Genomic DNA, 12,057 nt, shown 5'->3' with positions numbered 1-12,057 from the left:
AACACATTCAGATAGAGGGAGTGAACGTTTGTGAACAGCCAACCAGTCGCCGACCTCCGGTCGCGATACGTGGACCAGGTCGCGTCGGATCTGGAGGAGAACCGCAGGCGTCAGGAGGAGCTGGCGAAGCGGCTCGACCTCCTGAAGCAGGAGGAAACCCTCCTGGCGGACATCCTCAACCTCACGGAGCGGTACGAGGGCTTGGCGGATGTCGCGCTGCCGAAGCAGGCGCAGGAGGAGCCCGCGGTCGCGAAGGCGAAGCGGCGGAACGAAACCGGCGCCGACGCGCGGTCCTCGGCACCGAACGGCGCGGCGTCCTCGGGTGCCAAGGAGACCAAGGAGACCAAGAGCCCCAAGACGAGCGCCACGAAGACCGTGGCGAAGGCCGGAGCGAAGGGCAAGGTGAAGGCCGACGCGAAGAGCGGCGCGAAGTCCGGCGCAGCGGCCGGCGTCAAGTCCGGTGCGAAGTCCGGCGCGAAGTCCGGCGCGGAGACCAAGCCGCAGCAACCGCTCCTCGGAGACGTCCTGTTGGGCCTGCTCTCCGCCTACACCGAACCCCGGCTCGCCCAGGAACTCCGCAACGAGCTCCTGGAGAAGCACCCGAGCCGCACCCCCAGCCCGCAGGTGGTGCGCAACACGCTGGAATCCCTGGTCGCCAAGGGCCGCATCCAGCGTCACAAGCAGCAGCGCTCGGTGATGTACACCGTCGTGAAGTCGGCCGACGCGGGCTGAGGTTCACCCGAGGGAGCGCGTCGGGGGCCGCTGCCACCTGGTGCGCCCGGCGCGAGTGTGCTGGGCTGCGGGAAGCCCAGAACACCCGAACACCCGCCCCCGCGCCCCCGGAGAGTGACCTTGCGCAGCCTGACCTTCGTCATCGGTACGGGTCGCAGCGGCTCCACCGCGCTGTCCCGCATCCTCAGCACCCACCCTGACGTGCTGAGCCTCAACGAGTACATGGCCTCGGTCGGCGACGCGGCCTTCCCCGAAGGCCCGTTGTCGGGCGCGGAGTTCTGGGCAGCCCTCTTCCGGCCCACGCCGTACTTCGCGAGCATGATCCGCAGCGGGCTGCTGATGCCGGAATTCCTCTACACCCGGCGCCCGGGGCGGTACTCGGCGCAGAGCACCGGCATTCCCGCGCTCTCCCTCATGGTGCTCCCCCACCTCACCGACGACCCCGACGGTCTGCTCGACGAGCTCCGCGCGGCGGTCACCGGCTGGCCGGGCCGTTCCGCCGCCGAGCACCACGAAGCGCTCTTCGCGTTGCTCGGCGCGCGGTTCGGCCGCACCGCCGTCGTGGAGCGCTCCGGCTACTCGACGGGCTGGGCGCCGGGGCTGCGGCAGACCTTCCCGTACGCGAAGTTCGTGCATCTGCACCGGGACGGTCCTGACTGCGCGCTCTCCATGAGCCGTCACATCGGGTACCGCACGATCACCCTGATCCGTGAGATCAGGGAACGGACGGGCGTCGAGGACTTCGCCGAACTGACGGCCGAACATGTGCGTTCCCTGCCGCCGGACCTGGCTCCCCTGCTCGCCGAACGTTTCGACCCCGCGCTCGTCCGGGACCGGGAGTTCCCGCTGCGCCGGTTCGGCGACCTGTGGTCCGAACTCGTCGTGGACGGCGCCCGGTTCGTCGACGCCCTGCCTGCCGGTCAGGGCACGGCACTCGCCTACGAGGAACTGCTCGACGCGCCCCGCGAGGAACTCGCCCGCCTCGCCGCGTTCATCGGGGTCGAACCTGTCCCCCGGTGGCTGGACGGCGCCTGCGCCCAGCTCGACGGCGGCCGCAGGGGCGCCGCCGCGAAGCAGTTGACGGCCGCCGATTTCGAAGCGCTCAAGGAGAGCTGCGCCCCGGGCACACGTGCGCTGTTGGCGCGGTAGGGGCCGTGCCGCGCCGGGACACGTGTCGGCCGCGTAAACCACCGCGGTAGCCGATGTCCAACCGCCGCTGTACGCGGCCGCGCGGCGGCGGGGATAGCGTCAGGGCCCCAGCTGCGCGCGACCGGCCGGTCCCCCACACGACGGCGCGGCACATCCATGAGTCGAACCGATCGGGGATCCCATGCGTCGATCCGTTTCCACCGTCAAGTCCTGGCTGGCGGCAGCCACGTTGGGGGTCGGCCTGGCCTTCGTCGGGCTGCCCGCCCCCGCCGCTTCGGCGGCCGCGGTCAGCTGCCCGGACCTCGGGACGGGGGACTCCAACGGCCTGGACATGCAGTACTGGCGCCCGTCGCCCGACGGCCTTGTCTGCGAGGCGGAGTTCACCTCGGACGCCCTCTTCACCGCGCGCGGACCGGGGGCGCCCCAGATAGATCCGGTGCGCAAACCCGTGCGCGTGCGCGTCCACCTGCCCGCGGACTACAACCCGTCGGCCCGCTATCCCGTGCTCTATCTCCTGCACGGCGGAGCCGCCGACTACGAGCAGTGGTCCAGCGGCGGCGGTGACATCACGCGGAGCGTCAGGGAGGCCGGATTCAAGGGCATCGTGGTGATGCCCGAGGGCGGCAAGGTCGGCTTCTACTCCGACTGGCCCGGCTACACCTACGGCAACTTCACACCGCAGTGGGAGACCTTCCACATCAAGCAGTTGGTGCCCTGGATCGACGCGCACTTCGCCACGTCCGGCAAGCGCGCCGTCGCCGGGTTGTCGATGGGAGGCTTCGGCGCCCTGAAGTACGCGGCCCAGCACCCCGACGTATTCAGCGCCGTGGGTGCCTTCTCCGGCGGCACGGACCTCCGTCGCCCCGACCACCAGGAGATCATCAACAACGGCACCACCGTCTACGGGGCCCGCTTCTGGTGGCACGGCGCCGGAGCGGATGTCGGGAACTTCTGGAAGTACCTCTTCCCCGGCAACCCCAACGCGCTGCAGCGCACCGAGCTGGTCTTCGGACCGCAGGCGGGGTGGCCCTCGTTCAACCCCGCCCAGGTCGCCGAGACGCGTCCCGCCGCCTACCGGTCGTACGGCGGCAAGATGGCGCTGTACAGCGGTCGCGCCGAGGACCCGTACGCCTGGAACACCGAACTCCACCAGACCCTGAAGCGGCAGAGCGTCCCCCACCTGTACTGCTCGGGGCCCGGCGGGCACGACTTCACGACCTGGACCCCGGCACTGAAGCACTTCCTCCAGTTCGCCTACGGGACCGCGTCCACGACGTGCCCGGACAGCAGCGGCTGGCGGCAGGAGCAGTGAGGCGCGCGGCGGGTATCACGATGGGCATCCCTGTCGGCCACTCACCGCGATGATCAGGCCAATGCCATAATCGCCGGGGTCCCTGCCGCGCCGCGCACACGCTGGAGTCACGCATGACGTCACAGTCCTCCGGAAGCCGTATCGACACGAGCAGAGCGCATCCGGCGCGCGTCTACGACTGGCTGCTCGGCGGCAAGGACAACTATCCGGTCGACCAGGAAGTGGCGGAGAAGCTGCCGCGGGAGGCCCGGCTCAACGCGATGCGCAACCGGGCCTTCATGCACCGGGCGGCGGCCTGGCTCGCGGGGAACGGGATCGATCAGTTCCTCGACGTCGGGACGGGCATCCCGACCGAGCCGAACCTGCACCAGATCGTGCAGGGCATCGTGCCCTCGGCACGGATCGCCTACGCCGACAACGATCCCATCGTGCTGCGGCACGCGGAGGCACTGCTGGTCAGCAGCCCCGAGGGCGCGACCGACTACATCGAGGCCGATGTGCGCAGGCCCGGCGCCATCCTCGAACACGCCCGTACGTTCCTGGACTTCTCGCGGCCCGTCGCGCTCTCGATGATCGCGCTGATGCACTTCATCACCGACGAGGAGGACCCCTACGGCCTGACGCGGACGCTGGTCGACGCGCTGCCCAGCGGGAGTTACCTGATGTTCTCGCACGGCACCACCGATGAGCACCCGCACCTCGTGAAGTCGGTGACGACCACCTACCGCAAGGGCGAGATCCCGCTGCGGATGCGGACGCGCGCGGAGGTCGAGCCGTTCTTCGACGGCCTCGACCTGCTGGATCCCGGCCTCGTCACGGCGACCAAGTGGTACAAGGACTCACCGGCGCCCGTCGAGGAGCTCAGCGGCTTCTACGTGGGCGTCGCCCGGGTGCCGTAGCCGACCGAGGCCGCACCGACACACCTCAGTTCTTCCTTTCTGAGGACAAAGTATGGACGCGCTCCGAGGTCATCCCTACGCTGAGCGTCGCTTTGCCACAGAGATCTGCGTAACCCATGCCGGAATACCGGAACCACGCAGGAGGAAGAGTGAAGCCACGTCCCAGGCCGATGTCCGGACCGCCCCGCCGCAGACCGCGAAGGGCCCGAAGATCCGCCGGGTCCACCGGTGTACTGCTGGCCGCCCTCCTCTGCGGCGGGCTGCTCGCTCCCACCGGCGCCGCGTCCGCCACGGACGATCCGGGGCCCTTCGCGGATCTGCCCCCGCAGGAACCCGGCGTCACCTTACGGGTGTTCGACGTCCAGACCCCGCTCAAGAAGCTCTGCGACCTCAAGCCCGCGCAGACCCCCAACGTCGACAAGCTGATCCCGGCCGCCGACTGGAGTTCCACCGAGGGGTTCGGGTTCAGCGACAACTTCGTGTCGCAGGTCATCGGCAATCTCCGGGTGCCCGAAGCGGGCGCGTACGACTTCCGGCTGATCAGCGACGACGGCTCCCGGCTCTTCCTCGGCGACCGGCGTGTGATCGACCACGACGGGCTGCACGGCGCCGAGCCCAAGGACGGCTCGGTCACCCTCAACGCGGGCTACCAGCCGCTGCGCATCGACCACTTCGACGCGGGCGGCGGGCAACAGGTCACCCTGCAGTGGAAACCGCCGGGAGCCGACGCGTTCACCACCGTGCCCAACTCCGTGCTCAGCACGGACGCCGGTGTCGTACGCGTCACCGCCCCGGGCCGCAAGGAGTGCGAGGGCACGCTCGACACCCCCGGCGACGGTCTGCCGCTCACCGAGGTCAACCCGGGGTACAAGCTGACCGACCTGCGCCCCAAGGGCTTCGAGCCGCAGGTGTCCGCGATGGACTGGCTGCCCGACGGGCGGCTCGCGATCTCCACCTGGGGCGGCAGCACGGAGACGAAGGGCGAGGTGTACCTCCTCGACAACGTCACCGGCGACACCGGGCCCGACAAGGTCACGTACAAGAAGATCGCCGACGGGCTCAAGGAGCCGATGGGCATCAAGTACGTGGACGGGAAGCTGTACGTGTCGGAGAAGCACCAGCTGACCGAGTTGAACGACACGAACGGCGACGACGTCGCCGACGAGAAGCGGAAGATCGCCGAGTGGCCGTACGGCGGCAATTTCCACGAGTTCGCCTTCGGACTGCTCTACGACAAAGGCGACTTCTATCTGAACCTCTCCGTCGCCATCAACTACGGCGGAGCCACCACCGATCCGCAGCCCGCCCCGAACCGCGGCACGACCATCAAGGTCAACAAGGCCACGGGCAAGGTGAGTTACCTCGCCGGTGGGCTGCGCACCCCCAACGGCATCGGGCGCGGACCCGGCGGTGACCTGTTCGTCACGGACAACCAGGGCGGCTGGCTGCCCGCGTCCAAGCTCGTGCACATCAAGCAGGACCGGTTCTTCAACCACTACATGAACCCGGACGGCCCGTACGACGACAAGGCCGTCACCAAGCCGGTGCTCTGGCTGCCGCAGAACGAGATCGCCAACTCACCGAGCACACCCTTGCAGTTGAAGAAGGGTCCGTTCGCCGGACAGATGGTCTTCGGTGACGTGACGTACGGCGGACTGCAGCGGGCCGATCTGGAGAAGGTCGGCGGCGAGTACCAGGGCGCGGTGTTCCGGCACACGCAAGGCCTGGAGTCGGGGATCACCCGGATCAGCGAGGGCCCCGACGGCGCGATCTACACCGGCGGTCTGGGCGCCGACGGCAACTGGGGCCAGGCAGGCAAGCTCCGCTTCGGGCTGCAGAAGCTGACGCCGAGCGGCCGGACGGCCTTCGACGTCAAGACGATGCGCGCCACCCGCGACGGCTTCGAACTCACCTACACCAAGCCCCTGTCGGAGGAGACCGCGGCCAAGCTGACCAAGGGCGCGTACGCGGTCGAGCAGTGGCGCTACGTTCCGACACCCGCGTACGGCGGCCCGAAGATCGACGAGGAGTCGCTGCCGGTGGCATCGGCGCGGCTCTCCGACGACCGCCGCAAGGTGACGCTGACCATCCCGGGCCTGAAGTCGGACCGGGTGGTGCACGTCCGTTCGCCCCGCCCGTTCTCGTCGTCCGACGGCGAGCGGCTGTGGTCCACCGAGGCCTGGTACACCCTCAACGCCAAGCCGGGGCCGCCGGAGCCCGTCACCACCTACGACGCCGAGTCCGCCCGGCTCTCGGGCGGTGCGGCCATCGACACGGAGCACGCCGGATACACCGGTGGCGGCTTCGTGGACGGCTTCGGCGACAAGGGCGCGCGGGCCGCCTTCGACGTCGTGGTCGACAAGAAGGGCGCGTACGACGTGGGTCTGCGCTACGCGAACGGTCCGCATCCCGCGCCCGGCACCAAGACGATCGGTGTCAGCGTCAACGGCGCCGCCGCGCGGCGGACGAGCCTGCCCTCCACCGGCGAGTGGAAACGCTGGTCCACCAGGACCGAGCGGCTCGACCTGCGCGCGGGCCGCAACACCATCACCTACGCCGTCGGGGCCGAGGACACCGGCCATGTGAACCTCGACGCGCTGGAGGTGCGTGGGCCCGGCGCCAGGATCGACCTCTTCTCGGGCGGCAGCGTCTCCACCGCCTGGCAGCACTCCGACGGGCGCAGCGCCGAGTGGCCGCACACCGCGGAGAATTCGATGGAGGTCTGCTGCGGCGATCTGCGCACCAAGCAGCACTTCGAGGACTTCAAGCTGCACGTCGAGTTCCGGGTGCCGAAGCTTCCGGACGACGTCACCGGGCAGGACCGCGGCAACAGCGGGGTCTACCTCCAGGAGCGGTACGAGGTGCAGATCCTGGACTCGTACGGCGTGGCGAAGCTCGCGAACAACGAGGCGGGGTCGATCTATCTCAAGAAGGCCGCCGACCTCAACGCGTCCACGGCGCCGGAGACCTGGCAGACGTACGACATCACCTTCCGCGCCGCCCGTTTCGACGCGGCGGGGAAGAAGACGTCGGACGCCCGGATCACCGTGGTGTGGAACGGCGAGAAGGTCCACGACGACGTGGCCGTCGACGGTCCGACGGGCGCGGGTGACCCGGAGTCGGCGGCGGCCGGCGCGATCCGCCTCCAGGACCACGGCAACAAGGTCCGCTTCCGTGATGTGTGGGTGGAGCCGCTGTCCTGACCGCCCCGTGGTGAGGGGCCCGCGGTCATCCCCCGGCGAAGAGCGTGCTGCCGTCGGGTCCCAGCGCCTCCACGCGCGCGCCGTGCTCGACGGTCCGGCTGACCGTGCAGTACTTCTCGTGGGTCAGCCGGATGGCGCGCTCCAGCGCCTCGGCGGCCTGGCCCTGGCTGTCGCCGTCGCCGTCGCCGTCGGGCAGGTCGATCTCGTAGGCGACCCTGAGGACGCCGACGCGGCCGTCGTCCTCGGGCCTGGACACCGAGTCCACGACGATGCGCAGTCCGTCGTGTTCGACGGTGCGGGCGGTGCGGTCCACGACGAGTCCGCCGCAGCCGCCGAGCGCGGCGAGAAGGAGCTCGACGGGGGTGAAGGAGGGCTGGGCCCCGGGGTTGTCGGCGGCGGCGATCCGGACTTCGGCGCCGCGGTCGTTGCGGGCTGTCCAGTCGCGTTCGCCATTGCGTACGGTCTCGATGCGGTAGTCGGCCATGGCGGAACGGTAACCAGCGGCGGGCCCGCCGCCCCGCAGGCCGGTCCGGCGTGTGTCGGACCGGTACCGGGCAGATCGCCGGTTGCCGGGCTGCGGGTGTTACGACGCGAGCGCCGCCACCGGTTCAAGGCGTGCGGCCTTCAGCGCCGGGTAGAAACCGGCGGTGAGGCCCACGGCCAGACCGAGCAGGGGGCCCGCGACGAGCAGCCAGGGCGAGAGGGCGGCGGTCCAGCCCTTCGCCAGGGCGATGGAGATGGTCAGATCGAGGCCTCCGACCGTGCCGACCAGACCGCCGAGCAGACCCAACAGGCCACTCTCGAACAGGAATTGGGAGAGGATCGAGCGGCGCGACGCACCGATCGCCCTGCGCAGCCCTATCTCGTGGCGCCGTTCCAGGACCGCGACCAGCGTGGTGTTGCCGATGCCGATCGCGCCGATCAGGAGGGACACCGCGGCGAGCGCGAGGAAGAGGGTTCTGGTGTCGTTCTCGACATGGGCCCTCAACTGCTTCGGATCGGGCGGCACTTGGGCGAGCAACGCGTCGGGGCGGCCCGGCGAAAGAGCGATCTTGGCCTCGGCGCCCACCTGCTGGGCCGCTCCCGGCCGGGTCCGCACGAGGACCTTCGGCGCTTCGAAGGCGATGCCCGTCTCGGACGTACGGGCCGTCCATGACGGCAGGATCGCGGAGAACGGCGCCTGCGAGTCGAAGTCGGGCGTCTTGACGATGCCGATGAGCAGGTACGGCTTGCCCGCGACGAAGAGCGTGGTGCGGCCGTCCACCGCACGCACCCCGAGGTTGCGGGCGGCGACGTCGCCGAGCAGGGCGACCCGGTAGCGCCGCTCCTCGGGCACGTCATCGAACAGCCGACCCGAAACGGGCTTGAGACGCAGCGCTCGGAGCGCTCCCGGGTCGGCGGCGAGCACCGGGGTGTCGACCCCGGTCGAGGGGGCGCGGCCCGCGGTGCGTGCGACGTTCGGCAGCGTGTCCCGCGTGGTGTGGACGACTCCCGCGGCGACGACGCCGTTGAGCCGTGCGGCGCGGCCCACGGCGGCCCGGGACAACGCGGCCCCGTCGTCGAACCCCTGGATCGACACGCTGGTGGCCTGCAGCGCGTTGAAGCGCGCCGACACCTGCGCGGCGGCGGTGCCGGTGAGGCCGATGGTCGCCACCAGGGTGAGGATGCCGAACGCCACACCGAGCAGGGTGAGGGCGCTGCGACCGCGGCGGCCACGGATCGCTCCCCACGCCTCGGCCGGGATGTCCCGGAGCTTGTCCCAGGGCACGATCCGGTTCCGGGCGGCTCTCAACGTCCGCATGTCTCCTCCGCCCGGTCGAGCCTGCCGTCCTTGACGCGAAGCACCCGGTCCGCCCGCTCGGCGACCGTCAGGTCGTGTGTGACCACGACGACCGCGAGGCCCTCGGAGGCCAGCTGCGCGAGGTGGTCCATGATCATGCCGGTGGACTCGGTGTCCAGGTTGCCGGTGGGTTCGTCGCACAGCAGCAGCGAGGGCCGGTGCACCGTGGCGCGGGCGATGGCCACCCGCTGCTTCTCGCCGCCGGACAGGGTGTGCGGCAGCGCGTCCATCCGGTGCCTCAGGTTGACCCGGTCCAGGGCTTGTTCGGCGGCGCGTCGGCGCTCGTGGCGCGGGGCGCGGTTGTAGACCAGGGGCAGCACCACATTGACACCGGCGGACTTGTGCGCGACCAGGTGGAAGGCCTGGAAGACGAAGCCGATCCGCTCGGCCCGCAGGCGGGTGCGTTCCTTCTCCCGCAGGCCCGCGGTGTCGACGCCGTCCAGGAGGTAGGTCCCTTCGCCGGGCCGGTCGAGCAGTCCCAGAATGTTGAGGAGCGTCGACTTCCCGGATCCTGAGGGGCCGATGATCGCCACCAGCTCCCCGGCGCGGACGGCGAAGCTCACCCCGTCGAGCGCGCGGACAGGGCCCGACACCGCCTCGTACGTCCGTCCGACGCTTCGCGTGTCGATCACCGCGGGCGCCGTCATGACGAACCGCCCTGGCCCGACACGTCGGACACGACGACCTTGTCGCCCGCGCGCAAGGCTCCGCGCGGATCGCGTACGGCGGCCTCGCCCTCGACCTCGAAGACGGGCACGACGCGGATCTCCCGCTCCGTGCCGCCGCGTACGACCTTGACGACCGTCGTGCCGCCGGGACGGGACCACAGGGCGGACGAGGGGACGACCGGGCCGCGCGCGGGCGCCTTGTCCACCTCGACGCGTACCTGGTAACTCCCCTTGAGCGTCGGCTCCTTCGGGGTGCGGACGACGATCTCCGGGTCGGAGGTCCCCGCGTCGCCCTTGTCCTCCGCTCCCTCGGAGGCTTCCTCGGACGCTCCCTCGGAGGGGCTCTCGCTCGGGCCCGGCGACGGTGCGGCCGCAGCCCCGCCGGGGACCGGTTCCACACGCCCCCGCGCCGTGGACCCGTCGGGGGCGACGACGGTGGCCGTGGCGCCGGACCGGATCTTCCGGGCGGCGCCGTCGTCCTGCACGGGGCAGTGCAGCGCCCGCTGCCCCGCCTCCACGGTCAACTCCCCCGGACGGGCGGGGCCTCCGACGACCGAGGAGACCGTGCCCATGCGGCCGGGCAGCCGAGGGACGAAGAGGAGCTCGCCGCGGGCGGCCACGGCCTCGTCCGTGTCGTCCTTTCCGTGCGGTGCCGGATAGCCGCGGTCCCGGTAGAGCCCGGCCAGGGCCCGCTGGGTCCTGGTGTCGAACACCCGGCTGGGTGTGCCGGGTTCGAGCAGCCCGATCCTGACCAGCGCCCGCTGCAGCTGCGCGACGTCGGGCCCGGTCGCGCCCGGTGTCAGATCGCGGTACGCGGGCAGTCGGCCCGCCAGGGCGATCACCGGGCGCCCGGAGATCTCGGCCACGACCTTGCCCTCCGCCACCTCGCGCCCCCGCGCGAGCGGCAGCGCCGTGACGACCGCGTCGCCCTCCGGCCCTCCGGAGGACTCACCCGCGGGGATGGGCACGGGCAGCACCGTGCTCGGCTTCACCGTGCACTCCACCGCCACGGAGCGGACCAGCGTCTCGACCTTCACGGGCACGGTGATCCGGGACTTGGGCGGTGCCGAGGCATCCGCCGCGAGCTGCGCGGGGGTGCGGGCCTGCGCCGCGAGGGCCCAGGTCGTCCCGGTGACGGCGAGGACGGCGCCCACCGCGGTGTAGGCGAGCCAGCGCGTGCGGCGTCGGGGTTCCATCAGTCCCTCCCCGACAGGACGCGCCGGGCGCGCTCCTGGGCGTCACGGTTCAACTCGCGCACCGCCGTCACCTCGGCCTCGTACTTGTGCATTCCCGCGGTGAGGTACAGGTCTTCGACCAGTCGGCGCCGTGGCGCGTAGCTCAGGCGTTCCTGGCAGGTGGCGTCCGCCCCGGCGATGGCCGTCTCGAAAGTGAAAGCGGCCTGCGGGCCGCGTTCCTTGTAGGTGTCACCCGCCCGGACGGCGGCCTTCGAAGGACCGGCGAGGCCCGCGTATCCGTGGTTCTTCATGCACGTGGACCAGCGTTTGTCGAGCGCGGTGACGCGCGGGTCGCGTGCGGCCCGCTGCTGCATCTGTCCGGCGAAATTCCCCTGGAACGTGACCAGTTTCAGGAATTGTTCAAGCGATCCGTACAACTGCTTCCTCGCCTTGGCGACGCAGCCGCCGTCACGGGTCTGCATCTGGCCCACTTCGGGCACGGAGACCTTCATCATCGGGGCCTCGCGCCCGCCGGAGAACGCGTTCTGCCACTTCTCCCGCTGTGACGTCGGGAGCGCCCGCAGTGCGTCGTTGTTCGCGTCGCGCGGCGCGTTCGCCGCGGATTTCATCTGTGCCCGCAGTCCGTAGCCGCGCTCCTCCGCCTCATCGGGCGATATCGCGTAGTCCGCGGACATCTTCACCGGCGCGGTGTCGTCGGGCGCCTTGACGTAACGGAATCCCCGCTCCGCCATGCACTGACGGATCAGCTCTTCCTCCGCGGAACTTCGCGCGCCGATTCCGTCCATCAGCCCGGCCACCGCGTCGCGGACACCTGGGTCCGGTCGCCGCGGCAGCTCCCAGGAAGCTCCGGTGTCCTTCTCCGCCGCGGGACCGCCACAGGCGGCGGTCCCGCCCTGCAGCACGATCACCGTGGCCAGCACGCCGAGGACCGCGCGCCTGCTCCGTACGGCGCGGCCGCTCCCGGCCGCGCGGCCCTCCGGGTTCAAGCGACTCATGTCGTCACCACCACTCTTCTCGTCGTCACCGGGCGGCAGGGCCACGGCGGACGCGCGGGTCAC

At 70.8% G+C, this 12,057-nt stretch carries 10 protein-coding genes; 5 read left to right on the top strand and 5 right to left on the bottom strand.

The window, feature by feature from the left end:
• The first annotated feature begins 30 nt into the window (after positions 1-30).
• The 5 genes from CP970_RS45290 to CP970_RS39510 all read left to right on the top strand — a co-directional run bounded on the left by CP970_RS45290 (position 31) and on the right by CP970_RS39510 (position 7,295).
• Entirely contained in the window at positions 31-732 is a 702-nt protein-coding gene (locus CP970_RS45290; RefSeq protein WP_224058963.1) for a hypothetical protein, read from the top strand.
• 114 nt (positions 733-846) lie between these two features.
• Complete coding sequence (locus tag CP970_RS39525; RefSeq protein ID WP_224058961.1) at positions 847-1,881, top strand: sulfotransferase; 1,035 nt, start codon at positions 847-849, stop codon at positions 1,879-1,881.
• 181 nt (positions 1,882-2,062) lie between these two features.
• Positions 2,063-3,193: an alpha/beta hydrolase gene (locus CP970_RS39520; RefSeq protein ID WP_055549703.1), complete on the top strand. Its 1,131-nt coding sequence runs from the start codon at positions 2,063-2,065 to the stop codon at positions 3,191-3,193.
• A 113-nt stretch (positions 3,194-3,306) separates the two neighbouring features.
• Entirely contained in the window at positions 3,307-4,092 is a 786-nt protein-coding gene (locus tag CP970_RS39515) for an SAM-dependent methyltransferase (RefSeq protein ID WP_055549705.1), read from the top strand.
• A 170-nt stretch (positions 4,093-4,262) separates the two neighbouring features.
• Positions 4,263-7,295: a family 16 glycoside hydrolase gene (locus CP970_RS39510; protein ID WP_055549707.1), complete on the top strand. Its 3,033-nt coding sequence runs from the start codon at positions 4,263-4,265 to the stop codon at positions 7,293-7,295.
• 25 nt (positions 7,296-7,320) lie between these two features.
• Here the strand turns inward: CP970_RS39510 and CP970_RS39505 are convergent, their stop codons facing one another.
• From CP970_RS39505 to CP970_RS39485, 5 genes are all read right to left on the bottom strand, one after another.
• Positions 7,321-7,779, bottom strand: coding sequence for an OsmC family protein (locus tag CP970_RS39505; protein WP_055549709.1), 459 nt, complete (start codon positions 7,777-7,779; stop codon positions 7,321-7,323).
• A 99-nt stretch (positions 7,780-7,878) separates the two neighbouring features.
• Positions 7,879-9,096 (bottom strand): ABC transporter permease, encoded by a 1,218-nt coding sequence (locus CP970_RS39500; RefSeq protein ID WP_063806130.1) that lies wholly within the window; start codon positions 9,094-9,096, stop codon positions 7,879-7,881.
• Entirely contained in the window at positions 9,084-9,782 is a 699-nt protein-coding gene (locus tag CP970_RS39495; protein ID WP_055549713.1) for an ABC transporter ATP-binding protein, read from the bottom strand. Before CP970_RS39495 ends, CP970_RS39500 begins: the two co-directional genes overlap by 13 nt.
• Positions 9,779-10,999: a hypothetical protein gene (locus CP970_RS39490; protein ID WP_055549715.1), complete on the bottom strand. Its 1,221-nt coding sequence runs from the start codon at positions 10,997-10,999 to the stop codon at positions 9,779-9,781. The genes CP970_RS39495 and CP970_RS39490 overlap by 4 nt, the downstream gene beginning before the upstream one ends.
• A complete protein-coding gene (locus tag CP970_RS39485; protein ID WP_150494565.1) occupies positions 10,999-11,994 on the bottom strand; it encodes a hypothetical protein in 996 nt (331 codons plus the stop codon). The genes CP970_RS39490 and CP970_RS39485 overlap by 1 nt, the downstream gene beginning before the upstream one ends.
• Positions 11,995-12,057: the final 63 nt, after the last annotated feature.

Origin of the sequence: Streptomyces kanamyceticus (assembly GCF_008704495.1) — a bacterium.
Classification (GTDB): domain Bacteria; phylum Actinomycetota; class Actinomycetes; order Streptomycetales; family Streptomycetaceae; genus Streptomyces; species Streptomyces kanamyceticus.
Note: the sequence above shows the minus strand (reverse complement) of the source record. Positions and strands in the feature narration are given on the sequence as shown.

Coding starts and splice junctions, on each gene's coding strand:
- CP970_RS39485 (WP_150494565.1), bottom strand. CDS start 11,994: ATGAGTCGCTTGAACCCGGAGGGCCGCGCGGCCGGGAGCGGCCGCGCC.
- CP970_RS39510 (WP_055549707.1), top strand. CDS start 4,263: ATGTCCGGACCGCCCCGCCGCAGACCGCGAAGGGCCCGAAGATCCGCC.
- CP970_RS39495 (WP_055549713.1), bottom strand. CDS start 9,782: ATGACGGCGCCCGCGGTGATCGACACGCGAAGCGTCGGACGGACGTAC.
- CP970_RS39490 (WP_055549715.1), bottom strand. CDS start 10,999: ATGGAACCCCGACGCCGCACGCGCTGGCTCGCCTACACCGCGGTGGGC.
- CP970_RS39500 (WP_063806130.1), bottom strand. CDS start 9,096: ATGCGGACGTTGAGAGCCGCCCGGAACCGGATCGTGCCCTGGGACAAG.
- CP970_RS39520 (WP_055549703.1), top strand. CDS start 2,063: ATGCGTCGATCCGTTTCCACCGTCAAGTCCTGGCTGGCGGCAGCCACG.
- CP970_RS39505 (WP_055549709.1), bottom strand. CDS start 7,779: ATGGCCGACTACCGCATCGAGACCGTACGCAATGGCGAACGCGACTGG.
- CP970_RS39515 (WP_055549705.1), top strand. CDS start 3,307: ATGACGTCACAGTCCTCCGGAAGCCGTATCGACACGAGCAGAGCGCAT.